The organism is Bacillus sp. RIT 809 (assembly GCF_016892495.1).
GTDB classification, from domain to species: Bacteria; Bacillota; Bacilli; order Bacillales; family Bacillaceae_G; genus Bacillus_A; species Bacillus_A cereus_U.
This window is the reverse complement of record NZ_JAFEMR010000028.1, coordinates 12,266-39,012: the sequence shown is the minus strand read 5'-3', so window position 1 is coordinate 39,012 and position 26,747 is coordinate 12,266. Positions and strand designations below refer to the sequence as shown.

The window sequence follows — 26,747 nt, the reverse complement described above, 5'->3', positions numbered from 1 at the left end:
GTGCACTTTCGGTACATCTTCTATATAATCTACAGGAGGTGTAATAACATGAGCAAAGTAATCGAAACTAAACAACAAGTTGTAACTGAAATCGCTGAAAAACTTCGCGCGAGTAAATCTACAATTGTTGTTGACTACCGTGGTTTAACAGTTTCTGAAGCAACAGAATTACGTAAAAACTTACGTGAAGCTGGCGTTGAGTTCAAAGTTTACAAAAACTCTTTAACTCGTCGTGCTGCAGAGTCTGCTGAAATGGCTGAGTTAAACGAATTCTTAACAGGACCAAACGCAATCGCGTTCAGTAACGAGGATGTAGTTGCTCCTGCGAAAGTATTAAACGACTTCGCTAAAAAACATGAAGCTTTAGAAATTAAAGCAGGCGTAATCGAAGGTAAACTTGTAACACTTGATGAGGTTAAAGCTATCGCTACTCTTCCATCACGTGAAGGCTTACTTTCTATGCTTCTTAGCGTTCTTCAAGCTCCAATCCGTAACCTTGCACTTGCTACTAAAGCAGTTGCAGATCAAAAGGAAGAGCAAGGCGCTTAATTTTTTAAAAGATAATTACTTGTTATCTATAAAACAATACAAACCTATTTAAGGGAGGATATTTACAATGACTAAAGAACAAATCATTGAAGCAGTTAAATCTATGACTGTATTAGAACTTAACGACTTAGTAAAAGCTATCGAGGAAGAATTCGGCGTAACTGCTGCTGCTCCTGTAGCTGTAGCTGGTGGCGCTGGTGAAGCTGCTGCTGAGCAAACTGAATTTGACGTAGTACTTGCAAGTGCTGGCGCTCAAAAAATCAAAGTTATCAAAGCTGTACGTGAAATCACTGGTCTTGGCTTAAAAGAAGCTAAAGAATTAGTTGACAACACTCCAAAAGCAATCAAAGAAGGCGTTACTAAAGAGGAAGCTGAAGAAATGAAAGCTAAACTTGAAGAGGTTGGCGCTGCTGTAGAAGTTAAGTAATTAACTTTTGGTGCTTTTAAAAAAAGCTCGCTCTCATGCGAGCTTTTTTTTTAACTGTAAAGAAAAGAGGTGGCCATATGGCAGACCATTATTTTTCTAACGACCCTTCTAGTAAAAGTGATCGTAAACGATGGGAATTTACACTTCGTGAATCTCGATTTACTTTTTTATCTGACCATGGGGTGTTCTCGAAAAACGAAGTGGACTTTGGTTCTCGTCTTTTAATTGAAGCGTTTCAAATGCCAGATGTTAAAGGTAATGTGTTAGACGTAGGATGTGGGTACGGTCCAATCGGTTTGTCGTTAGCGAAAGAGTTTCAAGATCGTGAAATTCACATGGTGGATGTGAATGAAAGGGCCTTGGGACTTGCAAAAGAAAATGCCGCTAATAACAGAATCGAAAATATACGTATTTTGCAAAGTAGTGTCTATGAAAATGTAGATGGCAAGTATGCTGCTATTCTATCTAATCCTCCAATTCGTGCTGGTAAAGATATCGTGCATGAGATTTTAGAAAAGGCTGTGGAGTATTTAGTTTCAGGTGGAGAATTGTGGATTGTTATTCAAAAGAAACAAGGTGCGCCATCTGCGCTTAAAAAACTAGAAGAAGCATTTTCTGAAGTTGAAGTTGTAGAAAAGAAAAAAGGATATTATATCATAAAATCAAAAAAGCGTTGACGGTTATTTTTGGCTATGTTAACATTATACAATGCCAATATATGATTTTCTGCGTTGAGAAAGATGTATATTTTTGTTTCTCTTGGAAAAGATAGTAAAATCAGCAGATTATGAAACAGAATGATGGTTTTCTTATAGAAGCCATTTTTCTTTTTTGAGCAGATAGAAAGACTCAACGTATCTATCTTTAAGAGAAAAAACTACGCTAATAGCAGTAGTTGTATTTATTTGTGATTTTTGCACAAATTTTTTTGTGCATTTATAATACTCATGATTTGAGGGGTGAAGCAGTTGACAGGTCAACTAGTTCAATACGGACGCCACCGCCAACGAAGAAGTTATGCCCGTATTAGTGAAGTATTAGAGTTACCAAATCTTATCGAAATTCAAACCTCTTCTTATCAGTGGTTTCTTGATGAGGGTTTGCGAGAAATGTTCCAAGACATTTCTCCGATCGAAGACTTTACGGGAAATCTATCGCTTGAATTTATCGACTACAGCTTAGGTGAACCTAAATACTCTGTAGAAGAATGCAAAGAGCGTGATGTGACGTATGCAGCACCACTTCGTGTAAAAGTGCGTCTAATCAACAAGGAAACTGGTGAAGTAAAAGAACAAGATGTGTTCATGGGAGATTTCCCACTCATGACAGAGACTGGAACATTCGTAATTAACGGTGCAGAACGTGTTATCGTTTCCCAGTTAGTTCGCTCTCCAAGCGTATACTATAGTGGCAAAGTGGATAAAAACGGAAAACGTGGTTTTACTGCTACTGTAATTCCAAACCGCGGAGCTTGGTTAGAGTATGAAACAGATGCTAAGGATGTTGTATATGTGCGTATTGACCGTACGCGTAAACTTCCTGTAACTGTTTTGTTACGCGCATTAGGGTTTGGCTCTGATCAAGAAATCACCGAGCTTTTAGGTGATAACGAATACTTAAGCAATACGTTAGAAAAAGACAACACAGATAGCACAGAGAAAGCATTGCTTGAAATTTATGAGCGTCTACGCCCTGGTGAACCACCAACAGTAGAAAATGCAAAGAGCTTACTTGTGTCTCGTTTCTTTGATCCGAAGCGCTACGATTTAGCAAATGTAGGTCGCTATAAGATCAACAAAAAGCTACACATTAAAAACAGATTGTTTAACCAACGTTTAGCTGAAACACTGGTGGATCCAGAAACTGGTGAAATTTTAGCGGCAGAAGGAACAGTCTTAGATCGTCGTACACTGGATCGTATTCTACCTTACTTAGAGAAAAACATTGGATTCAAAACAGCGAAACCAATGGGTGGAGTGGTAGCAGGCGATGTTGAGCTGCAATCTATTAAGATCTATGCTCCAGAATCAGAAGGCGAACGATCTATAAACGTAATTGGGAATGCAAATATTACTCGTGATATAAAAAACATCACACCAGGTGATATTCTTGCTTCTATTAGCTACTTCTTTAACTTGCTATATAAAGTAGGGGATACAGATGATATTGACCACTTAGGAAATCGTCGTCTGCGTTCTGTAGGAGAGTTACTACAAAACCAATTCCGTATCGGTCTTTCTCGTATGGAACGTGTTGTTCGTGAGAGAATGTCGATTCAAGATACAAATGCAATTACACCACAAGCGTTAATTAACATTCGCCCGGTTATTGCATCTATTAAAGAGTTCTTCGGAAGTTCTCAGTTATCTCAGTTCATGGATCAAACAAACCCATTAGCAGAGTTAACTCACAAACGAAGACTATCTGCATTAGGACCCGGTGGTTTAACGCGTGAGCGCGCAGGCTTTGAAGTACGTGACGTTCACTACTCTCACTATGGTCGTATGTGTCCAATCGAAACACCAGAGGGACCAAACATCGGTTTGATTAACTCATTATCTTCGTTTGCGAAAGTAAATGAGTTTGGTTTCATTGAAACGCCATACCGTCGTGTTGACCCAGAAACTGGTCTTGTAACAGGGCAGGTTGATTATTTAACAGCAGATGAAGAAGATAACTATGTTGTAGCCCAAGCGAATATGAAATTATCTGAAGTAGGGGAATTCCTTGATGAAGATATCGTAGCTCGTTTCCGTGGTGAAAACATTGTCACAAATAAAGAACGCATCGACTACATGGATGTATCTCCAAAACAAGTAGTGTCGGCAGCGACAGCTTGTATTCCGTTCTTAGAAAACGATGACTCTAACCGCGCACTTATGGGAGCGAACATGCAACGTCAGGCGGTTCCGTTAATAAATCCGGAATCTCCGATTGTAGGTACAGGTATGGAGTACGTATCAGCAAAAGACTCAGGTGCTGCAGTAATCTGTAAACAGCCTGGTGTTGTTGAGCGCGTAGAAGCACGTGAAGTTTGGGTACGTCGCTATGTAGACGTTGACGGTCAAACAGTAAAAGGCGACTTAGATCGCTACAAAATGCAAAAATTCATTCGTTCTAACCAAGGAACTTGCTACAACCAACGTCCAATCGTAAGTGTTGGAGACCAAGTTGTAAAAGGTGAAATCCTTGCGGATGGTCCTTCTATGGAACTAGGCGAACTAGCGCTTGGACGTAACGTGCTTGTTGGCTTTATGACATGGGACGGTTATAACTATGAGGATGCGATCATCATGAGTGAGCGCCTTGTAAAAGATGATGTGTACACTTCTATCCATATTGAAGAATATGAATCAGAAGCTCGTGATACGAAGCTTGGACCAGAAGAAATTACACGTGATATCCCGAATGTTGGAGAAGATGCACTTCGTAATCTTGACGAGCGCGGTATTATTCGCGTCGGTGCTGAAGTAAAAGATGGAGATCTACTTGTTGGTAAAGTAACGCCAAAAGGTGTAACAGAATTAACGGCAGAAGAACGTCTATTACATGCAATCTTCGGTGAGAAAGCACGTGAAGTACGTGATACATCACTACGTGTACCACACGGTGGTGGCGGTATTATCTTAGACGTAAAAGTGTTTAACCGTGAAGATGGCGATGAATTGCCACCAGGCGTGAATCAACTTGTACGTGCATATATCGTTCAAAAGCGTAAAATTTCTGAAGGTGACAAAATGGCCGGTCGTCATGGTAACAAAGGTGTTATTTCTCGTATTTTACCAGAAGAAGATATGCCTTACTTACCAGATGGTACGCCAATCGATATCATGTTAAACCCATTAGGGGTACCATCTCGTATGAATATCGGTCAGGTATTAGAGCTTCATCTTGGTATGGCAGCAAGATACCTTGGTATTCACATTGCAACACCGGTATTCGATGGTGCTCGTGAGGAAGATGTATGGGGCACAATTGAAGAAGCTGGTATGGCAAATGACGCGAAAACAATCCTGTATGACGGACGTACTGGTGAGCCATTCGATAACCGTGTATCTGTTGGTGTCATGTATATGATCAAACTTGCGCACATGGTTGACGATAAGCTTCATGCTCGTTCTACTGGACCATACTCACTTGTAACGCAGCAACCTCTTGGAGGTAAAGCTCAGTTCGGTGGACAGCGTTTCGGTGAGATGGAGGTTTGGGCACTTGAAGCTTATGGTGCCGCTTATACTCTTCAAGAAATCTTAACAGTGAAGTCTGATGATGTTATTGGACGTGTTAAGACGTATGAAGCAATTGTTAAAGGTGAAAATGTTCCAGAACCAGGCGTTCCTGAATCATTCAAAGTATTGATTAAAGAACTGCAAAGTTTAGGTATGGACGTTAAAATGATGTCTATCAACGATACAGAAATTGAAATGCGTGATACGGAAGATGATGATCATCAATCAGCAGATAAATTGAATGTTGAAGTTGAGACAACTAAGGAATAATTGGGATAACCTGTAGACTAAAAGGGAGGTAGGCCCCTTGATAGATGTAAATAACTTTGAATATATGAAGATTGGACTTGCTTCACCTGACAAGATTCGTTCTTGGTCATACGGTGAAGTTAAGAAACCAGAAACAATTAACTATCGTACGTTAAAGCCTGAAAAAGATGGCTTGTTCTGTGAGCGTATTTTCGGACCACAAAAGGACTGGGAATGTCATTGCGGAAAATATAAACGTGTACGTTATAAAGGTGTAGTTTGTGATCGATGTGGCGTTGAAGTAACGCGTGCAAAAGTTCGTCGTGAACGTATGGGTCATATCGAATTAGCTGCTCCTGTATCTCATATTTGGTATTTCAAAGGTATCCCGAGCCGCATGGGACTTGTCTTAGACATGTCCCCTCGCGCGCTTGAAGAAGTAATTTATTTCGCTTCTTATGTTGTAACAGAAAGTGGAGATACACCACTTGATAAGAAGCAATTACTTTCTGAAAAAGAATACCGTGCATATCGTGATCGATATGGCAGTACATTCCATGCTGCTATGGGTGCAGAAGCGATTAAAAAATTACTGCAAGACATCGATTTAGATAAAGAAGTAGACTTCTTAAAGGAAGAATTAAAAACAGCACAAGGACAACGCCGTACTCGTGCTATTAAACGTCTAGAAGTATTAGAAGCATTCCGTAACTCTGGAAATCACCCATCTTGGATGATCTTAGAGGTTCTTCCAGTTATCCCACCAGAACTACGCCCGATGGTACAGTTAGATGGTGGACGTTTTGCTACTTCTGACTTAAACGACTTATATCGTCGTGTAATTAACCGTAACAACCGTTTAAAACGTCTATTGGACTTAGGTGCACCAAGCATCATCGTTCAAAACGAAAAACGTATGTTACAAGAAGCTGTAGACGCATTAATCGATAATGGTCGCCGTGGCCGTCCAGTTACTGGACCAGGTAACCGTCCATTAAAATCACTATCTCACATGCTTAAAGGTAAACAAGGACGTTTCCGTCAAAACTTATTAGGTAAACGTGTTGACTACTCTGGCCGTTCTGTAATCGTTGTAGGACCGAACTTAAAGATGTACCAATGTGGATTGCCGAAAGAAATGGCACTTGAATTGTTTAAACCTTTCGTTATGAAAGAGTTAGTTGGAAAAGGATTAGCACACAACATTAAGAGTGCTAAACGTAAAATCGAGCGTGTACACCCTGAAGTTTGGGACGTTTTAGAATCTGTGATTAAAGAGCATCCAGTACTTCTAAACCGCGCACCAACACTTCACCGTCTTGGTATCCAGGCGTTTGAACCTACACTAGTAGAGGGTCGTGCAATCCGTCTTCACCCACTTGTATGTACTGCATACAACGCGGACTTTGATGGTGACCAAATGGCGGTTCACGTTCCGTTATCATCAGAGGCACAAGCGGAAGCTCGTATTCTTATGTTAGCGGCACAAAACATCTTGAATCCAAAAGACGGAAAACCAGTTGTTACTCCATCTCAAGATATGGTATTAGGTAACTATTACTTAACACTTGAGCGCGAGGGTGCAATCGGTGAAGGTATGGTCTTCAAAGATGCAAACGAAGCAATACTTGCATACCAAAATGGATATGTACATCTGCACACACGTGTTGCAGTTGCTGCGAGTTCGGTAAATAATGTAACGTTTACTGAAGAGCAAAAGAGTAAGCTTCTATTAACAACAGTTGGTAAATTAATATTTAACGAAATCTTACCAGAGTCGTTCCCTTATATTAATGAACCAACAAACTCAAACCTTGAAAAAGAAACACCAGCGGAATATTTCGTTGAAAAAGGTGCGAACATTAAAGAAATTATTGCTAGTCGCGAAGAAGTGGCGCCATTTAGCAAGAAAATCCTTGGTAACATTATTGCGGAAGTATTCAAACGTTTCCAAATTACGGAAACATCTCGCATGCTTGACCGTATGAAAAACTTAGGATTTAAATACTCTACAAAAGCTGGTATTACAGTTGGGGTATCAGACATTCTTGTATTAGGCGAAAAAAATGAAATTCTCCATGAAGCACAAGCAAAAGTAGATAATGTAATTAAACAATTCCGTCGCGGTTTAATCACGGAAGAAGAACGTTACGATCGCGTTATCTCTATTTGGAGTAATGCAAAAGATGTTATCCAAGGAAAACTGATGAAATCCTTGAATAAACGCAACCCAATCTTCATGATGAGTGATTCCGGTGCCCGTGGTAACGCATCGAACTTTACTCAGCTTGCTGGTATGCGTGGTCTGATGGCCAATCCATCTGGTCGTATCATTGAGCTTCCGATCAAATCAAGTTTCCGTGAAGGTTTAACAGTACTTGAGTACTTCATCTCTACGCATGGTGCGCGTAAAGGTCTTGCCGATACAGCACTTAAAACTGCCGATTCTGGTTACTTAACACGTCGTCTTGTAGACGTTGCACAAGATGTAATTGTTCGTCAAGATGATTGTGGGACAGATCGTGGTTTACTAATTGGTGCGATTAAAGAGGGTAATGAAGTTATTGAGTCACTATATGATCGTCTTGTTGGACGTTTTGCGAGAAAAACTGTAAAACATCCTGAAACAGGTGAAGTATTAATTGCTGAAAATCAATTAATTACTGAAGATATTGCTCATATCGTTGAAAAGTCGGGTGTTGAAACTGTAAATATTCGTTCAGCGTTTACGTGTAATACTCGCCATGGTGTATGTAAAAAGTGTTACGGTCGTAACTTAGCAACTGGTACAGACGTAGAAGTAGGAGAGGCGGTAGGTATTATCGCAGCTCAATCTATCGGTGAGCCAGGTACACAGTTAACGATGCGTACGTTCCATACAGGTGGGGTTGCCGGAGATGATATCACACAAGGTTTACCTCGTATCCAAGAGATTTTCGAAGCTCGTAATCCGAAAGGTCAGGCAGTTATCAGTGAAATCGACGGTGTTATCGCAGCGATCAACGATGTTAAAGATCGCCAAGAAGTAGTTGTACAGGGTGAAGTTGAAGCTCGTACGTATGCTATTCCTTACGGTGCTCGTCTGAAAGTAACTCTAGGACAGCCAATTAGCCACGGTAAAGAGTTAACAGAAGGTTCTATTGATCCGAAGGAATTACTAAAAGTAACGGACATTACAGCAGTTCAAGAATACTTATTACGTGAAGTTCAAAAAGTATACCGTATGCAAGGGGTAGAAATTGGTGACAAACACGTAGAAGTAATGGTACGTCAAATGCTACGTAAAGTTCGTGTAAGTGATGCGGGTGAAACAGATGTATTACCAGGAACATTACTAGACATCCATCAGTTTACTGATGCGAATGCGAAGGTGTTACTGAAAGGTAAACAACCAGCAACAGCTAGACCGGTTCTACTTGGTATTACTAAAGCTTCACTTGAAACTGATTCGTTCTTATCTGCAGCATCGTTCCAAGAAACAACTCGTGTTCTAACAGATGCAGCAATTAAGGGTAAACGCGATGAGCTTCTAGGATTGAAAGAGAATGTTATTATCGGTAAGCTTGTTCCTGCTGGAACAGGTATGAATCGTTATCGCCAAGTGGATCTTGTAAAAACAACACAAGATAACATGAATGTAGAAAACGATGAAGTTTATGTGGAACAGTAAAATTTTCCGTCGTAAATTTTGTATAAAAACAGCTAATCCTAGTTGACATTGTATGAGACAAAATGTTACTATAATCAAGGTTGCTCCTGAACGATGCTTTGGAGGATATTTATATGTCTTATCAAAAAGTGTCAAATGCTGAAAATGTAGTCGTTGGTTATAAACGAACATTGGAAGCAATCAAAAATGGTATAGTTAAAGAAGTTGTTATTGCGGAAGATGCTGATGTGCGGTTAACCCATGTTATCATTCGTACTGCCTTGCAACATAACATACCCATAACCAAAGTTGAATCAGTTCGTAAGCTTGGAAAAGTTTCGGGGATTCAAGTGGGAGCTTCAGCAATAGGAATAATAAGTTAAAACTGTTTTTGTGAGGAGAGAGCATTTGCTCTTCCTTGCAAAAACTTTGTTTTCAACTAATAATGAACCACCTGGATATGTGGTCATACAAACATGCGAAGGGAGGATAAACAAATGCCTACTATTAACCAATTAGTGAGAAATGGTCGTACTGATAAAGTATGGAAGTCTAAATCACCTGCGTTAAACAAAGGTTTTAATTCTTTAAAGAAAAAATCAACTGATATCTCTGCACCTCAAAAACGTGGTGTGTGTACTCGTGTTGGTACAATGACTCCGAAGAAACCGAACTCAGCGTTACGTAAATACGCTCGTGTACGTTTAACAAATGGTATTGAAGTTACAGCTTACATCCCAGGTATCGGTCATAACCTACAAGAGCATAGCGTAGTATTAATTCGCGGTGGTCGAGTAAAGGATTTACCAGGGGTACGTTACCACATCGTTCGTGGTGCGCTTGATACAGCTGGTGTTGACAAACGTATGCAAGGACGTTCTAAATATGGTACTAAGCGACCAAAACCTGCTAAAAAATAATAAACTTATAATGAAAGGAGGAACTCAATATGCCTCGTAAAGGACCTGTTGCGAAACGTGACGTGTTACCAGATCCAATGTACAATTCTAAGCTTGTAACACGCCTAATCAACAAAATGATGGTTGACGGTAAAAAAGGTAAATCTCAAACAATTCTTTATAACGCTTTCGAAATCGTTCGTGAACGTTCAGATAAAGAACCAATGGAAGTATTCGAGCAAGCTCTTAAGAACATCATGCCTGTTCTTGAAGTACGCGCTCGTCGTGTTGGTGGTGCTAACTACCAAGTTCCGGTTGAGGTTCGTCCAGAACGCCGTACAACTTTAGGTCTTCGCTGGTTAGTAAACTATGCTCGTCTTCGTGGTGAAAAAACTATGGAAGAGCGTCTAGCTTACGAAATCTTAGATGCATCTAACAACGCTGGTGCAGCTGTTAAGAAACGTGAAGACACTCATAAAATGGCAGAAGCTAACAAAGCATTTGCTCATTACCGTTGGTAGGATTCAACGTAAAATAAATGTAAGCATAAACCGCTTTATTTGTCGCTTATGGAAGTGTGGAGAGGGAGAATGCCTCTCCCTTTCGTTGGGCGCTCGTTTTACATAATGAGGGTACTGGACACTGGCATATGTAACAATATAAAGTGGCTTTTTTGCTACTTAAAATAAAATAATCCAATCCATATATGGAAGGAGCAAGACACCAAATGACTAGAGAGTTCTCTTTAGAAAACACTCGTAATATTGGTATCATGGCTCACATCGATGCTGGTAAAACAACAGCAACTGAGCGTATTCTGTATTACACAGGACGTATTCATAAAATCGGTGAAACTCATGAAGGTGCATCTCAGATGGACTGGATGGAGCAAGAGCAAGAACGTGGTATCACAATTACTTCTGCTGCAACTACAGCACAATGGAAAGGTCACCGTGTAAATATCATTGACACTCCAGGACACGTAGATTTCACAGTAGAAGTAGAACGTTCTTTACGCGTACTTGATGGCGCAGTAGCAGTACTTGATGCACAATCTGGTGTAGAACCACAAACAGAAACTGTTTGGCGTCAGGCTACTACTTATGGTGTACCTCGTATCGTATTCGTTAACAAAATGGATAAGATTGGTGCAGATTTCTTATACTCTGTAGGAACAATCCATGATCGTTTACAAGCAAACGCACATCCAATTCAGTTACCAATCGGTGCTGAAGATGAGTTCAATGGTATCATTGACCTTGTTGAAGAGTGTGCTTACATGTACGCTAACGATTTAGGAACAGACATCGAGCGTGTCGAAATTCCTGAAGAGCACAAAGAATTAGCTGAAGAATACCGTGGAAAACTTATTGAAGCGGTAGCTGAGCTTGATGAAGAAATGATGATGAAGTACCTAGAAGGTGAAGAAATCACTGTAGAAGAGCTTAAAGCTGGTATCCGTAAGGCTACAACTTCTGTAGAATTCTTCCCAGTAATCTGTGGTTCTGCATTCAAAAATAAAGGTGTTCAAATTCTGTTAGACGCAGTTATCGACTACTTACCATCTCCATTAGATGTACCTGCTATTAAAGGTACTCTTCCGGATACAGAAGAAGCTATCGAGCGTAAGTCTAGCGATGAAGAACCATTCGCAGCTTTAGCATTCAAAATCATGACTGATCCTTATGTTGGTAAGTTAACGTTCTTCCGTGTGTACTCTGGTGTGTTAAACTCTGGATCATACGTGAAAAACTCAACTAAAGGTAAGCGTGAGCGTGTAGGTCGTATCCTACAAATGCACGCTAACAGCCGTGAAGAGATTTCAACAGTTTACGCTGGTGATATCGCTGCTGCTGTAGGTTTAAAAGATACTACTACTGGTGATACTCTTTGTGACGAGAAGAGCCTTGTTATCCTTGAGTCTATGGAATTCCCAGAGCCAGTTATCTCTGTAGCTATCGAACCAAAATCTAAAGCTGACCAAGATAAAATGGGTACAGCATTATCTAAGCTTTCTGAAGAAGATCCAACATTCCGTGCTCACACTGACCAAGAAACTGGCCAAACAATCATCGCTGGTATGGGTGAACTTCACCTTGATATCATCGTTGACCGTATGCGCCGTGAATTCAAAGTGGAAGCAAACGTTGGTGCTCCTCAGGTAGCATACCGTGAGACTTTCCGCGCTGCTGCGAAAGTTGAAGGTAAGTTCGCTCGTCAATCTGGTGGTCGTGGACAATTCGGTCACGTTTGGATTGAGTTTGAACCTAATGAAGAAGGTAAAGGATTCGAATTCCAAAACAAGGTTGTCGGTGGTGTAGTTCCACGTGAATACATCCCAGCTGTTGGAGCGGGTCTTGAAGACTCACTTAAAAATGGTGTACTAGCTGGTTATCCACTAGTTGACATTAAAGCTGCGTTAGTTGACGGATCTTACCATGATGTTGACTCCTCTGAGATGGCGTTCAAAATCGCTGCATCTATGGCGCTTAAAGCTGCGGTTTCTAAATGTAGCCCAGTAATTCTTGAGCCAATGATGAAAGTTGAAGTTGTAATTCCTGAAGAGTACATGGGTGACATTATGGGCGACGTAACATCTCGTCGTGGACGTGTAGAAGGTATGGAAGCTCGCGGTAACGCACAAGTTGTTCGCGCTATGGTTCCACTTTCTGAAATGTTCGGTTATGCAACGGCATTACGTTCTAACACTCAAGGACGCGGAACATTCTCAATGACATTTGATCATTATGAAGAAGTACCGAAGTCTGTTTCTGAAGAAATTATTAAAAAAAATAAAGGTGAATAATTGATTTTTATCGATTGTTCAAGTATAACTACTTATGTAAGCTTAGAAAGTGAGACTTAAGTTTCACTTTCTAGTCTAAATATAAAATAACCTATATAAACTAAGGAGGAATTTAGAATGGCTAAAGCTAAATTCGAACGTTCTAAACCCCATGTTAACATCGGTACAATCGGCCACGTTGACCATGGTAAAACTACATTAACTGCTGCGATCACTACAGTTCTTGCAAAAGCTGGTGGTGCTGAAGCACGCGGATACGATCAAATCGACGCTGCTCCAGAAGAAAGAGAGCGCGGAATCACAATCTCAACTGCACACGTTGAGTACGAAACTGAAACTCGTCACTATGCACACGTTGACTGCCCAGGTCATGCTGACTATGTTAAAAACATGATCACTGGTGCTGCTCAAATGGACGGCGGTATCTTAGTAGTATCTGCTGCTGATGGTCCAATGCCTCAAACACGTGAGCACATCCTTCTTTCTCGTCAAGTAGGTGTTCCTTACATCGTTGTATTCTTAAACAAATGCGACATGGTAGACGACGAAGAATTATTAGAATTAGTTGAAATGGAAGTTCGCGACCTATTATCTGAATACGGATTCCCAGGCGACGATATTCCTGTAATTAAAGGTTCTGCTCTTAAAGCTCTTCAAGGAGAAGCTGAGTGGGAAGAAAAAATCATCGAATTAATGGCTGAAGTTGATGCTTACATCCCAACTCCAGAACGTGAAACTGACAAACCATTCTTAATGCCTATCGAGGATGTATTCTCTATCACAGGTCGTGGTACAGTTGCAACTGGTCGTGTTGAGCGTGGAATCGTTAAAGTTGGTGACGTAGTAGAAATCATCGGTCTTGCTGAAGAGAATGCTAATACAACTGTAACTGGTGTAGAAATGTTCCGTAAGCTTCTTGACCAAGCTCAAGCTGGAGACAACATCGGTGCTCTACTTCGTGGGGTTGCTCGTGAAGACATCCAACGTGGACAAGTTCTTGCTAAAACTGGCTCTGTAAAAGCACACGCTAAATTCAAAGCTGAGGTTTTCGTATTATCTAAAGAAGAAGGTGGACGTCACACTCCATTCTTCGCTAACTACCGTCCACAGTTCTACTTCCGTACAACTGACGTAACTGGTATCATCCAATTACCAGAAGGTACTGAAATGGTAATGCCTGGTGACAACATCGAAATGACTATCGAACTTATCGCTCCAATCGCTATCGAAGAGGGAACTAAATTCTCTATTCGTGAAGGTGGACGTACAGTAGGTTACGGTGTAGTTGCTACAATCGTTGCTGAGTAGTCTTTAATTAGATTATTAAAAACTCAAGGGATTCTCCCTTGAGTTTTTTTATTGCTTATTACTATAGAAGAAAGAGATGCATTTTCTATTTTTGAATGAGTTTCTTCTATAGTATATAAAACGAAAGTGACACCCAAAAACTGTAAGTTAAATAAGAGTAGATGAAAACTTGATATTCTTTAAAGTGCCATGTATAATAGCAAAAGTAGAGAAAAGCAGATGCAAACAAAAAGATGCTTGCATCTAGACGAATAACATTGTATAATAGACAATGTTGGTCTTTGACTGCGATGAAGTGGAAGGTTGCTGACACACCCGGCCGCTTTGCCATGGCATGGTGTGGGGAAATTTCCATGGAGAAGGTCTATTTTAGAAATAGGCGAACGAAGGAGGGAAAATAATGGCAAAAGAAAAAATTCGTATCCGTTTAAAAGCTTATGATCACCGTATTCTTGATCAATCAGCTGAGAAAATTGTAGAAACAGCTAAGCGTTCTGGGGCAACAGTTTCTGGTCCAATCCCATTACCAACTGAGAAGACTATTTACACAATTCTTCGTGCTGTTCATAAGTACAAAGATTCTCGTGAACAATTCGAAATGCGCACGCACAAACGTTTAATCGACATCGTGAGTCCTACTCCACAAACAGTAGATTCATTAATGCGTTTAGACTTACCATCTGGTGTAGATATCGAAATCAAATTATAATTTATATAACTTAAAAATGTAGGAGGTGTAACTCATGACCAAAGGAATCTTAGGAAGAAAGATCGGTATGACTCAAGTATTTGCTGAGAACGGTGAGTTAATCCCAGTAACGGTAATCGCTGCTAATCCAAACGTTGTTCTTCAAAAGAAAACAACTGAAACTGATGGCTACAACGCAATTCAGTTAGGATTTGAAGATAAACGTGAAAAGTTAACTAACAAACCTGAACAAGGCCACACTGCTAAAGCATCTACAACTCCTAAGCGCTTCATTCGCGAAATCCGCGATGCAGACGTGGACGGATTAGAGGTTGGTCAAGAGGTAAAAGTTGAAGTTTTCGCTGCAGGTGAAATCGTTGACGTAACAGGAATTTCTAAAGGTAAAGGTTTCCAAGGTGTTATTAAACGCCACGGACAATCTCGCGGACCTATGTCTCATGGTTCTCGCTATCACCGTCGTCCAGGTTCAATGGGGCCAGTTGCTCCGAACCGTGTATTCAAAGGCAAAAAACTTGCTGGACGTATGGGTGGAGACCAAGTTACTATCCAAAACTTAGAAATCGTTCAAGTTGACACTGAGCGCAACTTATTACTAGTAAAAGGTAACGTTCCAGGTGCTAAGAAATCTCTTGTAGTTGTTCAAGGCGCTGTGAAGGTTAGCAAATAATTCACAATAGGAAGGAGGAATTCCAATGCCAAAAGTTACTGTATATAACCAAACTGGTTCACAGGTTGGTGAAATCGAATTAGCTGAAGCTATTTTCGGTATCGAACCAAATGAAGCTGTACTATTTGAAGCTGTAATGATGCAACGTGCATCTTTACGTCAAGGTACACACAAAGTAAAAACTCGCTCTGAAGTTCGCGGTGGTGGTCGTAAACCATGGCGTCAAAAAGGAACTGGACGTGCTCGTCAAGGTTCTATCCGCTCTCCTCAATGGCGTGGTGGTGGTACGGTATTCGGACCTACACCAAGAAGCTATGCGTACAAACTTCCTAAGAAAGTTCGTCGTTTAGCAATCAAATCTGCATTAGCTACTAAAGTAGTTGAGAACAACATTGTAGTTCTTGAAGACCTAGTGTTAAATGCACCAAAAACAAAAGACATGGTAGCAGTACTTAAAGGATTAACTGTTGAGAAGAAAGCTCTTATCGTAACTGCTGATGCAAACGAATCTGTAGAGTTATCTGCTCGCAATATCCCAGGAGTAACAGTAATCACTGCTGATGGCGTAAACGTGCTAGATGTGCTTCATCATGATAAGCTAATCATGACAAAAGCGGCAGTGGAAAAAGTAGAGGAGGTGCTTGCATAATGAGAGATCCTCGTGATATCATTAAGCGCCCAGTTATCACTGAACGTTCTATGGAAATGATGGCTGAAAAAAAATACACGTTCGACGTGGACGTTAAATCTAATAAAACAGAAGTTAAAGACGCGATAGAAGCGATCTTTGGTGTTAATGTAGACAAAGTAAATATCATGAACTACAAGCCGAAAGCAAAACGCGTTGGTCGTCACGCTGGTTTTACTAGCCGTCGTCGTAAAGCAATCGTTAAGCTAACTGCTGACAGCAAAGAAATCGAAATCTTCCAAGGCGTTTAATTCTTACTAAAGAAGGAGGGAAATTGAGATGGGAATTAAAAAGTATAATCCAACTACTAACGGTCGTCGTAACATGACTACGAATGATTTCGCTGAAATCACGACCGACAGACCAGAAAAGTCTTTACTTGCTCCTTTAAGCAAAAAGGCTGGTCGTAATAACCAAGGTAAAATTACTGTACGTCATCAAGGTGGCGGACATAAGCGTCAATACCGTATCATCGACTTTAAGCGTAATAAAGATGGAATTCCAGGACGCGTTGCTACGATCGAATATGATCCAAACCGCTCTGCGAATATCGCATTAATTAATTACGTTGACGGTGAAAAACGTTACATTCTTGCTCCTAAAACTTTAGAAGTAGGTATGGAAGTTGTGTCTGGCCCTGAAGCTGACATTAAAATCGGTAACGCATTACCATTAATCAACATTCCAGTAGGTACTGTTGTTCATAACATCGAGCTTAAGCCTGGTCGTGGCGGACAATTAGTTCGTTCTGCTGGTACATCTGCTCAAGTACTTGGTAAAGAAGGAAAATACGTACTTGTACGTTTAACTTCTGGTGAAGTACGTTTAGTATTATCTGCTTGTCGCGCTTCAATCGGTCAAGTTGGTAACGAACAACACGAACTTATCAAAATCGGTAAAGCAGGTCGCTCTCGCTGGTTAGGTAAGCGTCCAACAGTTCGTGGTTCTGTAATGAACCCGGTTGATCACCCACACGGTGGTGGTGAAGGTCGCTCTCCAATCGGACGTAAGTCTCCAATGTCTCCATGGGGTAAACCAACTCTTGGATTCAAGACTCGTAAGAAAAACAAAGCGTCTGATAAATTTATCGTTCGTCGTCGTAAAAAATAATGGGATTGTAGTACGGTTCGCTTCAAGAACCGTACGCCAATCACGAAGGGAGGCACCAAAATGGCTCGTAGCTTAAAAAAAGGACCATTTGTCGATGATCACTTAATGAACAAAATGGAAAAATTAGTTGCATCTGAGCAAAAACAAGTTGTTAAAACTTGGTCTCGCCGTTCAACAATCTTCCCTCAGTTCATCGGACATACAATTGCTGTATATGATGGTCGTAAACACGTACCTGTGTACATCACTGAGGATATGGTTGGCCATAAGTTAGGTGAATTCGCACCAACTCGTACGTATAAAGGTCACCTTGCTGACGATAAGAAAACTAGAAGATAATGAGAGGAGGCACTTCAATGCAAGCTAAAGCAGTAGTGAGAACAGTTCGTATTGCTCCTCGTAAGGTTCGTTTAGTAGTAGACTTAATCCGAGGTAAGCAAGTGGGTGAAGCGATTGCTATCCTTAACCACACACCAAAAACTGCTTCTCCAGTTGTAGAAAAAGTTTTAAAATCTGCAATCGCAAATGCAGAGCACAATTATGAGATGGATATTAACAACCTAGTTGTTGAAAAAGTCTTCGTTGACGAAGGTCCAACGTTGAAACGTTTCCGTCCACGTGCAATGGGTCGTGCAAGCCAAATTAACAAACGCACAAGCCACATCACAGTTGTGGTATCAGAAAAGAAGGAGGGATAATCGATGGGTCAGAAGGTTAATCCAATTGGTCTTCGTGTCGGTATTATCCGCGACTGGGAATCTCGTTGGTTCGCTGAGAAAGATTATGCTACGTTATTACATGAAGACATCAAAATCCGTGAGTACATTACTGTACGCTTAAAAGATTCTGCTGTTGCTAAAGTAGAAATCGAACGTGCAGCAAATCGTGTAAATGTTACAATTCACACTGCGAAACCTGGTATGGTAATTGGTAAAGGTGGTACTGAAGTTGAAGCACTTCGTAAAGCTCTTAACCAATTAACAGGCAAGCGTGTACACATCAACATTTTAGAAGTTAAGAGAGCTGATCTTAACGCTAAATTAGTAGGCGAAAACATCGCTCGTCAATTAGAAAACCGTGTATCATTCCGTCGTGCACAAAAGCAAGTTATTCAACGTGCTATGCGTGCAGGAGCAAAAGGTATTAAAACACAGGTTTCTGGTCGTCTTGGCGGAGCTGATATCGCTCGTGCAGAATCTTACAGTGAAGGAACTGTTCCACTTCATACACTTCGCGCTGATATTGACTATGCAGCAGTTGAAGCTGATACAACATACGGTAAATTAGGCGTAAAAGTATGGATCTACCGTGGAGAAGTCCTTCCTACAAAAAAGAAAGCTTCTGAGGAAGGAGGAAAATAATATGTTAATGCCTAAACGCGTAAAATATCGTAGAGAGCATCGTGGTAAAATGCGTGGTCGTGCAAAAGGTGGAACTGAAATCGCTTTTGGTGAATTCGGTTTACAAGCACTAGCTGCTTCATGGATTACAAACCGTCAAATCGAAGCTGCTCGTCGTGCAATGACTCGTCACATGAAACGTGGCGGTAAAGTATGGATTAAAATTTTCCCTTCTAAACCTTACACTGCAAAACCTCTAGAAGTACGTATGGGTTCCGGTAAAGGGGCACCAGAAGGCTGGGTAGCAGTAGTAAAACCTGGGAAAATTATGTTTGAAATTGCGGGTGTATCTGAAGAGGTAGCACGCGAAGCATTACGTCTTGCAGCTCACAAATTACCAGTGAAATGTAAATTCGTAAAACGTGAAGTAAATGGTGGTGAATCTAATGAAAACTAATGATATTCGTGAATTAACCACTGCCGAAATCGAAACAAAAGTTAAAGCTTTAAAGGAAGAGTTGTTTAATCTTCGCTTCCAACTTGCTACAGGACAATTAGAGAATCCAACTCGCATCCGTGAAGTACGTAAAGCGATTGCTCGTATGAAAACTGTAGTTTGTGAAAGAGAGATCGGAATTAATCGATAAATTGAGGGGAGGTTTGCATAGTGAGCGAACGTAACCAACGCAAAGTTTATACTGGTCGTGTTGTTTCTGACAAAATGGACAAAACGATTACAGTTTTAGTTGAAACTTACAAAACTCATTCCTTGTACGGAAAACGTGTTAAGTATTCTAAAAAGTATAAAGCCCATGATGAGCAAAACCAAGCGAAACTTGGCGATATCGTTAAAATCATGGAAACTCGCCCGCTTTCTGCTACTAAGCGTTTCCGTTTAGTTGAAATCGTTGAAGAAGCGGTTGTTATCTAAATAGACGAATCGGAATTTTTAGTCCGAAGGGAGGTTTCATAACATGATCCAACAAGAATCTCGTTTGAAAGTTGCTGACAACTCTGGTGCCCGCGAACTTTTAACAATTAAAGTATTAGGCGGCTCTGGTCGTAAATATGCTTATATTGGTGATATTATCGTTGCTACGGTAAAACAAGCAACACCAGGTGGCGTTGTTAAAAAAGGTGACGTTGTTAAGGCAGTAGTGGTACGTACGAAGAGCGGAGCTCGTCGTCCGGACGGTTCTTACATTAAATTTGATGAAAACGCAGCGGTTATCATCAAAGACGATAAGAGCCCACGTGGTACTCGTATCTTCGGACCAGTAGCTCGTGAATTACGTGATAGCAACTTCATGAAGATCGTTTCTTTAGCTCCAGAAGTTCTATAATTTAAGGTATTGCCTTGCTAAGGAGGTGCAGAATTAAGATGCATGTAAAAAAAGGTGATAAAGTTCAGGTAATCACTGGTAAAGACAAAGGAAAACAAGGTGTTATCCTTGTGGCTTTCCCAAAGCAAAACCGTGTTATCGTTGAGGGTGTTAACATCGTTAAAAAACACTCTAAGCCATCTCAATTAAATCCACAAGGTGGAATTATTACGAAAGAAGCACCTATTCACGTTTCTAATGTTATGGTATTAGATCCGAAAACAGGCGAACCTACTCGCGTAGGCTTCAAAGTAGAAGATGGTAAAAAAGTGCGTATTGCAAAAAAATCTGGTGAATTATTAGATAAATAATTTTCTTAAGAAAGGAGGTCACTTCATTGAATCGCCTTAAAGAGAAGTTCCAAAAGGAAATTACTCCTGCTCTAATGAGCAAGTTTAACTATAAATCTGTGATGGAAGTACCGAAAATCGAAAAGATCGTAATCAACACTGGTGTTGGTGACGCGGTATCTAACTCAAAAGCTTTAGACAATGCAGTAGAAGAATTAACTCAAATCGCAGGTCAAAAACCTGTTGTAACTCGCGCTAAAAAATCAATCGCTGGTTTCCGTCTTCGTGAAGGTATGCCAATCGGTGCGAAAGTAACTTTACGCGGTCAGCAAATGTATGAGTTCTTCGACAAATTAGTATCAGTTTCTTTACCACGTGTACGTGATTTCCGTGGTGTTTCTAAGAAATCATTTGATGGTCGTGGGAACTACACATTAGGTGTTAAAGAGCAACTAATTTTTCCTGAGATTGATTATGATAAAGTAAGTAAAGTCCGAGGTATGGACATCGTAATCGTTACTACAGCGAAAACTGATGAAGAAGCTCGTGAACTTTTAACACAATTCGGTATGCCATTCCAAAAATAATGGAAGCCAACGCTAAGTAGAGGAGGCGAAAACGTGGCTAAAAAATCTATGATCGCGAAACAAAAGCGTACTCCTAAGTTTAAAGTACAAGAGTATACACGTTGCGAACGCTGCGGTCGTCCGCATTCTGTATACCGCAAATTTAAGCTTTGCCGTATTTGTTTCCGTGAACTTGCATATAAAGGTCAAATTCCTGGTGTTAAAAAAGCTAGTTGGTAAAACCCACAAATGGGAAGGAGGTAAAACACATGGTGATGACAGATCCAATTGCAGACATGCTTACTCGCATCCGTAATGCGAACATGGTACGTCATGAGAAATTAGAGGTTCCTGCTTCTAAAATCAAAAAAGAGATCGCTGATCTTTTAAAACGTGAAGGTTTCATTCGTGATGTAGAATACATCGGGGATAACAAACAAGGTATCCTTCGTATTTTCCTGAAATATGGTGCAAACAATGAACGTGTAATCACTGGATTAAAACGTATCAGTAAACCTGGCTTACGCGTTTACGCAAAAGCTGATGAAGTACCTCGTGTACTTAACGGATTAGGTATCGCTCTTGTTTCTACATCTAAGGGAGTAATGACGGACAAAGACGCTCGTCAATTACAAACTGGTGGAGAAGTAGTAGCATACGTTTGGTAATATATATTTAAAACGAACGGAGGTGTGACCACATGTCTCGTATTGGTAAAAAGATTCTTGAAATCCCTGCAGGTGTTACTATTACAGTTGCAGAAGACAATACTGTAACAGTAAAAGGCCCTAAAGGTGAATTAACTCGTACTTTCAAAACTGATATGTCTATCAAAATTGAAGAAAATACACTAACAGTTGAGCGTCCATCTGAACAGAAGGAACACCGTGCATTACACGGTACAACTCGTGCTTTAATCGGAAACATGGTTGAAGGTGTAACTACAGGTTTTGCACGCGGACTTGAATTAGTCGGTGTTGGTTACCGTGCTCAAAAACAAGGTGATAAACTTGTTTTAAGCGTAGGTTATTCTCATCCAGTAGAAATGACTCCAGAAGCAGGACTTGAAGTTGAAGTACCTGTACCAACTAAAATCGTAATTAAAGGTATCGACAAGCAACGTGTTGGCGAATTTGCTGCTAACATCCGTGCTGTACGTGCTCCTGAACCATATAAAGGTAAAGGTATTCGTTACGAAGGCGAAGTTGTTCGTCGTAAAGAAGGTAAAACTGCTAAGTAAACCCGTTAGGTGAAAGAAAGGAGTGACAAGAATGATCACTAAAGCTGCTAAAAATGCGACTCGTAAGAAAAGACATGCACGTGTACGTGCTAAACTTACTGGTACTGCAGAACGTCCACGTTTAAACGTGTACCGTTCTAACCAACATATTTACGCTCAAGTTATTGATGATGTAAATGGTGTAACATTAGTAAGTGCATCTACTCTTGATAAAGACCTTGCTCTTAACGGTACTAGCAATACTGAAGCTGCTACGAAAGTTGGAGAATCAGTTGCTAAGCGTGCTGTAGAGAAAGGCGTTAAAGAAGTAGTATTTGATCGCGGTGGTTACTTATACCATGGCCGTGTTAAAGCTCTAGCTGAAGCTGCTCGTGAGGCTGGATTACAATTTTAATGGTCAAAGGAGGGAAAATTGATGCAACGCATTGACCCAAGTAAATTAGAACTTGAAGAACGTGTAGTTACGATAAATCGTGTCGCGAAAGTTGTTAAGGGTGGTCGTCGTTTCCGCTTTGCTGCACTAGTTGTAGTTGGCGATAAAAACGGTCATGTTGGATTCGGTACTGGTAAAGCACAAGAGGTACCAGACGCAATCCGTAAAGCTATCGAAGACGCTAAGAAAAACCTAATCGCAGTACCATTAGTTGGTACAACAATTCCACACACAATCAACGGTCATTTTGGAGCTGGTGAAGTATTCTTAAAACCTGCTGCTGAGGGTACTGGTGTTATTGCTGGTGGACCTGTTCGTGCGGTACTAGAATTAGCTGGTGTACAAGATATTCTTTCGAAATCTCTTGGTACTAACACACCAATCAACATGATTCGCGCTACTGTGAACGGATTAAGCGAACTTAAGCGCGCTGAAGATGTTGCAAAATTACGCGGTAAATCTGTAGAAGAGCTACTAGGTTAAGGAGGGAAAACAAATGGCGAAAAAGTTAGAAATTACCCTCACTCGTAGTGTAATTGGTCGTCCACAAGATCAACGTGCGACGGTAGAAGCTTTAGGTCTTAAAAAGTTGAATTCAACTGTAGTTAAGGAAGAAACTCCTGCTATTCTTGGTATGATCAACAAAGTTTCTCACCTTATAACTGTAAAAGAAGCTTAAGGATAACTCATTAATATAAGGAGGTGCCTGGGAATGAAACTTCATGAATTAAAACCTGCAGAAGGTTCTCGTAAAGTACGTAACCGTGTCGGTCGTGGTATCGGTTCTGGTAACGGTAAAACTGCTGGTAGAGGTCATAAAGGACAAAACGCACGTTCTGGCGGCGGTGTTCGTCTTGGCTTCGAAGGTGGTCAAACTCCACTATTCCGTCGTTTACCAAAACGCGGCTTCACAAACATTAACCGTAAAGAGTTTACTATTGTAAACTTATCAACGTTAAATCGTTTTGAAGATGGTACAGAAGTAACACCTGAATTATTGCTGGAAACTGGCGTTATCAGCAAATTAAACGACGGTGTTAAAATTCTTGCAAGCGGAGCAGTAGAGAAAAAATTAACTGTTAAAGCGCACAAGTTCTCTTCAAGTGCTAAAGAAGCAATTGAAGCAGCTGGCGGATCAGTTGAGGTGATCTAATGTTTCGTACAATCTCCAACTTTATGCGCGTTGCTGAGATAAGACGTAAAATATTATTCACTTTAGCGATGTTAGTCGTATTCAGAATTGGCACGTTTATCCCAGTGCCATTTACAAATGGAGACGTACTGAAAGCACAAGATCAATTAAATGCCTTAGGTATCCTAAATACATTTGGCGGTGGCGCCTTGAAGAACTTCTCCATCTTCGCGATGGGAATCATGCCGTATATTACAGCATCCATCATCGTGCAATTATTGCAGATGGATGTTGTTCCTAAATTTTCGGAATGGTCGAAGCAAGGCGAAATGGGCCGTCGTAAACTAACGCAATTCACGCGTTACTTTACAATTGTTCTTGCGTTTATTCAGGGGTTTGGTATGTCAATCGGTTTTAACGGTATGGTAGGTGGGCAATTAATTTTGAATCCAGGTTGGAGCACTTATTTATACATTGCTACGGTACTGACTGCTGGTACTGCATTTTTAATGTGGTTAGGTGAACAGATTACATCTAAAGGTGTAGGTAATGGTATTTCCATTCTTATCTTTGGTGGTATTGCCGCAGCGATCCCAAGTGTTATATCTCAAGTGTATCAACAACAGTTTCAAAATATCGGAGATCAATTGTTCATGAGTATCGTTAAAGTTGCATTGATTTTACTAGCTGTGCTAGCAGTTATTGTTGGTGTTATTTTCATTCAACAGGCTGTTAGAAAGATCCCAATTCAATACGCGAAGCGTGTAACAGGAGGGAATGGGAATCATGCTGGAGCACAAAACACTCATTTACCACTTAAGGTAAATAGTGCGGGTGTTATTCCAGTCATTTTTGCTGTTTCATTCTTAATTACGCCTCCAACTATTGCACAGTTCTTCCCGAAACATGATGTATCGCAGTGGATTATTGCAAACTTTAACTATTCTCACCCAGTGGGAATGATCATATATGTTGCGCTCATTGTGGCCTTCACATACTTCTATGCATTTGTTCAGGTTAATCCAGAGCAAATGTCAGAGAATCTAAACAAGCAAGGTGGATATGTTCCAGGTATTCGTCCGGGTAAGAATACAGAACAATATCTAACAAAAATCTTGTATCGTTTGACCTTTGTGGGATCAATTTTCCTAGCAGCGATTGCAATCTTACCAGTTATCTTTACGAAATTGGGAAATCTTCCTCCATCTGCACAGATTGGCGGAACGAGTATGTTAATCGTTGTCGGCGTTGCTTTAGAAACAATGAAGCAGCTAGAAAGCCAATTAGTAAAACGCCATTACAAAGGGTTTATCAAGCAGTGAGTAAGTGGGAAGAATTATCTTCCCTACATGCTCATGTACTGAGGGGGAACAAGGATGAACTTAATTTTAATGGGGCTTCCTGGTGCTGGTAAAGGTACACAAGCCGAACAGATTGTTGCCAAGTATAACATCCCTCACATCTCAACGGGAGATATGTTCCGTGCAGCTATGAAGGCTGAAACTGAACTTGGTTTACAAGCAAAATCTTTTATTGATAAAGGTGCGCTTGTTCCAGATGAAGTTACAATCGGAATTGTTCGTGAACGTTTAAGTCAAGAAGACTGTATTAAAGGATTCTTATTAGATGGTTTCCCACGAACTGTTGCACAAGCATCAGCTCTTGAAGAGATTATGAAAGATCTTGGCAAAAAAATCGATTATGTTTTAAACATTAATGTGGATTCAGGGTTGTTATTAACACGCCTTACAGGTCGTCGCATTTGTAAAGAGTGCGGTGCGACTTACCACTTAGAATTCAATCCGCCAGCAAAAGCTGATGTGTGCGATAAATGTGGTGGCGAATTATATCAACGCTCTGATGACAACGAGGAAACTGTAGCAAATCGTTTAGATGTAAATATTAAGCAAACAAAACCTTTGCTTGATTTCTACGGGGAGCTTGGTTACTTAGAAAGCATTAATGGTGAGCAAGATATCAATAAAGTATTTGCTGATATCGATGTTCTCATCGGGTGCTTAGCGTAATGATCATCTGCAAAACTCCTCGCGAGATAGAAATCATGCGAGAAGCTGGCAGGATCGTTGCTTTAACTCATCAAGAGTTGAAACAACATATTACTCCAGGAATTACAACGAAAGAGCTCAATCAAATAGCGGAAAAGACGATTCGAAAATATGGTGCTACGCCATCTTTTAAAGGATATAACGGATTTCCGGGGAGCATATGTGCTTCTGTAAATGAAGAGCTTGTACACGGGATTCCAGGGAAGCGTAAGCTCGAAGAGGGCGATATCATCAGTATCGATATTGGTGCGAAATACAATGGGTACCATGGAGATTCTGCATGGACATATCCAGTTGGAAACATTTCTGAATCTGTTCAAAAGTTACTTGATGTCACAGAAAAATCGTTGTATCTTGGTCTAGAACAAGTAAAACCAGGCGAAAGATTATCAAATATCTCACATGCGGTTCAAACCCATGCTGAAGAGAATGGATTCTCGATCGTTAGGGAGTATGTTGGTCACGGAATCGGGCAAGACTTACATGAGGACCCTCAAATCCCGCACTATGGTCCACCAAATAGAGGCCCTAGATTAAAGCCGGGAATGGTCATCTGTGTTGAGCCGATGGTGAATCAAGGAAGACGATATGTAAAAACACTATCTGATGACTGGACAGTGGTAACGGTAGATGGTAAATGGTGTGCCCACTTTGAGCACACGATTGCTCTTACAGAAGCAGGATACGAAATCCTTACCACTTTATAAGTAGCTGGCTCTCCGGGATTTCAGAGCAGTGTAAAATGTTACTGATTTGAAGAAGGGAGAACTATTGAATGGCTAAAGATGATGTAATTGAAGTCGAAGGTACCGTTCTTGAAACGTTGCCAAATGCTATGTTCAAAGTAGAATTAGAGAATGGGCATGTCGTATTGGCTCACGTTTCTGGTAAAATCCGTATGAACTTCATTCGTATTTTACCAGGAGACAAAGTTACGGTAGAATTATCTCCGTACGATTTAAATCGTGGTCGTATTACGTACCGTTTTAAATAATATAGCACTCCGTA

General features: G+C 40.6%; 35 protein-coding genes and 1 other annotated feature (1 of these 36 cut by a window edge). All 35 genes read left to right on the top strand.

Going from position 1 to position 26,747, the window contains the following annotated elements; genetic code table 11:
* Positions 1 to 9 (top strand) — a sequence feature (ribosomal protein L10 leader region) (it extends 137 nt beyond the left edge of the window).
* 39 nt (positions 10 to 48) lie between these two features.
* Complete coding sequence (gene rplJ, locus JTF23_RS23330) at positions 49 to 549, top strand: 50S ribosomal protein L10 (protein ID WP_204209847.1); 501 nt, start codon at positions 49 to 51, stop codon at positions 547 to 549.
* Between the two features lie 67 nt (positions 550 to 616).
* Entirely contained in the window at positions 617 to 976 is a 360-nt protein-coding gene (gene rplL / locus JTF23_RS23325; protein ID WP_002009788.1) for a 50S ribosomal protein L7/L12, read from the top strand.
* Positions 977 to 1,053: 77 nt separating this feature from the next.
* Positions 1,054 to 1,653, top strand: a complete 600-nt coding sequence (locus JTF23_RS23320) for a class I SAM-dependent methyltransferase (RefSeq protein WP_016103300.1) — start codon at positions 1,054 to 1,056, stop codon at positions 1,651 to 1,653.
* A gap of 291 nt (positions 1,654 to 1,944) precedes the next feature.
* Positions 1,945 to 5,475 carry a DNA-directed RNA polymerase subunit beta gene (gene rpoB / locus JTF23_RS23315; protein ID WP_002159608.1) on the top strand — a complete coding sequence of 1,177 codons (3,531 nt, stop codon included), beginning with the start codon at positions 1,945 to 1,947 and terminating at the stop codon, positions 5,473 to 5,475.
* A gap of 37 nt (positions 5,476 to 5,512) precedes the next feature.
* Complete coding sequence (gene rpoC / locus JTF23_RS23310) at positions 5,513 to 9,124, top strand: DNA-directed RNA polymerase subunit beta' (RefSeq protein WP_002091510.1); 3,612 nt, start codon at positions 5,513 to 5,515, stop codon at positions 9,122 to 9,124.
* 113 nt (positions 9,125 to 9,237) lie between these two features.
* A complete protein-coding gene (locus tag JTF23_RS23305) occupies positions 9,238 to 9,486 on the top strand; it encodes a 50S ribosomal protein L7ae-like protein (protein WP_002159607.1) in 249 nt (82 codons plus the stop codon).
* Between the two features lie 114 nt (positions 9,487 to 9,600).
* Positions 9,601 to 10,023, top strand: a complete 423-nt coding sequence (gene rpsL, locus JTF23_RS23300) for a 30S ribosomal protein S12 (protein WP_001142341.1) — start codon at positions 9,601 to 9,603, stop codon at positions 10,021 to 10,023.
* Between the two features lie 29 nt (positions 10,024 to 10,052).
* Positions 10,053 to 10,523 carry a 30S ribosomal protein S7 gene (gene rpsG, locus JTF23_RS23295; protein WP_002063416.1) on the top strand — a complete coding sequence of 157 codons (471 nt, stop codon included), beginning with the start codon at positions 10,053 to 10,055 and terminating at the stop codon, positions 10,521 to 10,523.
* Positions 10,524 to 10,729: 206 nt separating this feature from the next.
* Complete coding sequence (gene fusA, locus JTF23_RS23290; RefSeq protein WP_002159606.1) at positions 10,730 to 12,808, top strand: elongation factor G; 2,079 nt, start codon at positions 10,730 to 10,732, stop codon at positions 12,806 to 12,808.
* Between the two features lie 117 nt (positions 12,809 to 12,925).
* Entirely contained in the window at positions 12,926 to 14,116 is a 1,191-nt protein-coding gene (gene tuf / locus JTF23_RS23285; RefSeq protein WP_002159605.1) for an elongation factor Tu, read from the top strand.
* A gap of 400 nt (positions 14,117 to 14,516) precedes the next feature.
* Entirely contained in the window at positions 14,517 to 14,825 is a 309-nt protein-coding gene (rpsJ, locus tag JTF23_RS23280) for a 30S ribosomal protein S10 (protein WP_001040595.1), read from the top strand.
* 34 nt (positions 14,826 to 14,859) lie between these two features.
* Positions 14,860 to 15,492, top strand: a complete 633-nt coding sequence (rplC, locus tag JTF23_RS23275) for a 50S ribosomal protein L3 (protein ID WP_000160209.1) — start codon at positions 14,860 to 14,862, stop codon at positions 15,490 to 15,492.
* 25 nt (positions 15,493 to 15,517) lie between these two features.
* Positions 15,518 to 16,141: a 50S ribosomal protein L4 gene (rplD, locus tag JTF23_RS23270; protein WP_001127261.1), complete on the top strand. Its 624-nt coding sequence runs from the start codon at positions 15,518 to 15,520 to the stop codon at positions 16,139 to 16,141.
* A complete protein-coding gene (gene rplW / locus JTF23_RS23265; protein ID WP_001205557.1) occupies positions 16,141 to 16,431 on the top strand; it encodes a 50S ribosomal protein L23 in 291 nt (96 codons plus the stop codon). The genes rplD and rplW overlap by 1 nt, the downstream gene beginning before the upstream one ends.
* Before the next feature lie 28 nt (positions 16,432 to 16,459).
* The gene (gene rplB, locus JTF23_RS23260; protein ID WP_002159604.1) at positions 16,460 to 17,290 is read left to right on the top strand and encodes a 50S ribosomal protein L2; all 831 of its coding nucleotides are present in this window, start codon (positions 16,460 to 16,462) and stop codon (positions 17,288 to 17,290) included.
* Positions 17,291 to 17,350: 60 nt separating this feature from the next.
* Positions 17,351 to 17,629, top strand: a complete 279-nt coding sequence (rpsS, locus tag JTF23_RS23255) for a 30S ribosomal protein S19 (RefSeq protein WP_000124452.1) — start codon at positions 17,351 to 17,353, stop codon at positions 17,627 to 17,629.
* 17 nt (positions 17,630 to 17,646) lie between these two features.
* On the top strand, positions 17,647 to 17,988 hold the full coding sequence (gene rplV / locus JTF23_RS23250) for a 50S ribosomal protein L22 (protein ID WP_002009773.1): 342 nt from the start codon (positions 17,647 to 17,649) through the stop codon (positions 17,986 to 17,988).
* A gap of 3 nt (positions 17,989 to 17,991) precedes the next feature.
* Positions 17,992 to 18,651, top strand: coding sequence for a 30S ribosomal protein S3 (gene rpsC / locus JTF23_RS23245; protein WP_002009771.1), 660 nt, complete (start codon positions 17,992 to 17,994; stop codon positions 18,649 to 18,651).
* A 1-nt stretch (position 18,652) separates the two neighbouring features.
* Positions 18,653 to 19,087: a 50S ribosomal protein L16 gene (rplP, locus tag JTF23_RS23240; protein WP_002159603.1), complete on the top strand. Its 435-nt coding sequence runs from the start codon at positions 18,653 to 18,655 to the stop codon at positions 19,085 to 19,087.
* Positions 19,077 to 19,277, top strand: a complete 201-nt coding sequence (gene rpmC / locus JTF23_RS23235; protein WP_002091523.1) for a 50S ribosomal protein L29 — start codon at positions 19,077 to 19,079, stop codon at positions 19,275 to 19,277. The genes rplP and rpmC overlap by 11 nt, the downstream gene beginning before the upstream one ends.
* Positions 19,278 to 19,297: 20 nt before the next feature.
* Positions 19,298 to 19,561 carry a 30S ribosomal protein S17 gene (gene rpsQ, locus JTF23_RS23230; protein WP_002091526.1) on the top strand — a complete coding sequence of 88 codons (264 nt, stop codon included), beginning with the start codon at positions 19,298 to 19,300 and terminating at the stop codon, positions 19,559 to 19,561.
* Between the two features lie 43 nt (positions 19,562 to 19,604).
* Positions 19,605 to 19,973 carry a 50S ribosomal protein L14 gene (gene rplN / locus JTF23_RS23225; RefSeq protein ID WP_002063420.1) on the top strand — a complete coding sequence of 123 codons (369 nt, stop codon included), beginning with the start codon at positions 19,605 to 19,607 and terminating at the stop codon, positions 19,971 to 19,973.
* Positions 19,974 to 20,011: 38 nt separating this feature from the next.
* Positions 20,012 to 20,323, top strand: coding sequence for a 50S ribosomal protein L24 (gene rplX, locus JTF23_RS23220; protein WP_000558201.1), 312 nt, complete (start codon positions 20,012 to 20,014; stop codon positions 20,321 to 20,323).
* A gap of 26 nt (positions 20,324 to 20,349) precedes the next feature.
* On the top strand, positions 20,350 to 20,889 hold the full coding sequence (gene rplE, locus JTF23_RS23215) for a 50S ribosomal protein L5 (RefSeq protein ID WP_002091528.1): 540 nt from the start codon (positions 20,350 to 20,352) through the stop codon (positions 20,887 to 20,889).
* Positions 20,890 to 20,922: 33 nt separating this feature from the next.
* A complete protein-coding gene (rpsN, locus tag JTF23_RS23210; protein WP_001085700.1) occupies positions 20,923 to 21,108 on the top strand; it encodes a 30S ribosomal protein S14 in 186 nt (61 codons plus the stop codon).
* A gap of 29 nt (positions 21,109 to 21,137) precedes the next feature.
* Complete coding sequence (rpsH, locus tag JTF23_RS23205; protein ID WP_002091529.1) at positions 21,138 to 21,536, top strand: 30S ribosomal protein S8; 399 nt, start codon at positions 21,138 to 21,140, stop codon at positions 21,534 to 21,536.
* 32 nt (positions 21,537 to 21,568) lie between these two features.
* Positions 21,569 to 22,108 carry a 50S ribosomal protein L6 gene (rplF, locus tag JTF23_RS23200; protein WP_002063425.1) on the top strand — a complete coding sequence of 180 codons (540 nt, stop codon included), beginning with the start codon at positions 21,569 to 21,571 and terminating at the stop codon, positions 22,106 to 22,108.
* A 31-nt stretch (positions 22,109 to 22,139) separates the two neighbouring features.
* Positions 22,140 to 22,502, top strand: coding sequence for a 50S ribosomal protein L18 (gene rplR / locus JTF23_RS23195; RefSeq protein ID WP_002009761.1), 363 nt, complete (start codon positions 22,140 to 22,142; stop codon positions 22,500 to 22,502).
* Between the two features lie 21 nt (positions 22,503 to 22,523).
* Positions 22,524 to 23,024: a 30S ribosomal protein S5 gene (rpsE, locus tag JTF23_RS23190; RefSeq protein WP_002063426.1), complete on the top strand. Its 501-nt coding sequence runs from the start codon at positions 22,524 to 22,526 to the stop codon at positions 23,022 to 23,024.
* A gap of 13 nt (positions 23,025 to 23,037) precedes the next feature.
* Positions 23,038 to 23,220, top strand: a complete 183-nt coding sequence (rpmD, locus tag JTF23_RS23185) for a 50S ribosomal protein L30 (RefSeq protein WP_001085231.1) — start codon at positions 23,038 to 23,040, stop codon at positions 23,218 to 23,220.
* 33 nt (positions 23,221 to 23,253) lie between these two features.
* Positions 23,254 to 23,694, top strand: coding sequence for a 50S ribosomal protein L15 (gene rplO, locus JTF23_RS23180; RefSeq protein WP_002009754.1), 441 nt, complete (start codon positions 23,254 to 23,256; stop codon positions 23,692 to 23,694).
* Entirely contained in the window at positions 23,694 to 24,995 is a 1,302-nt protein-coding gene (secY, locus tag JTF23_RS23175; protein ID WP_002091534.1) for a preprotein translocase subunit SecY, read from the top strand. The genes rplO and secY overlap by 1 nt, the downstream gene beginning before the upstream one ends.
* 54 nt (positions 24,996 to 25,049) lie before the next feature.
* Positions 25,050 to 25,700 (top strand): adenylate kinase, encoded by a 651-nt coding sequence (locus JTF23_RS23170; RefSeq protein WP_002091536.1) that lies wholly within the window; start codon positions 25,050 to 25,052, stop codon positions 25,698 to 25,700.
* On the top strand, positions 25,700 to 26,446 hold the full coding sequence (map, locus tag JTF23_RS23165; RefSeq protein ID WP_002091537.1) for a type I methionyl aminopeptidase: 747 nt from the start codon (positions 25,700 to 25,702) through the stop codon (positions 26,444 to 26,446). Before JTF23_RS23170 ends, map begins: the two co-directional genes overlap by 1 nt.
* A gap of 68 nt (positions 26,447 to 26,514) precedes the next feature.
* Positions 26,515 to 26,733, top strand: coding sequence for a translation initiation factor IF-1 (gene infA, locus JTF23_RS23160; protein ID WP_001029884.1), 219 nt, complete (start codon positions 26,515 to 26,517; stop codon positions 26,731 to 26,733).
* Positions 26,734 to 26,747: the final 14 nt, after the last annotated feature.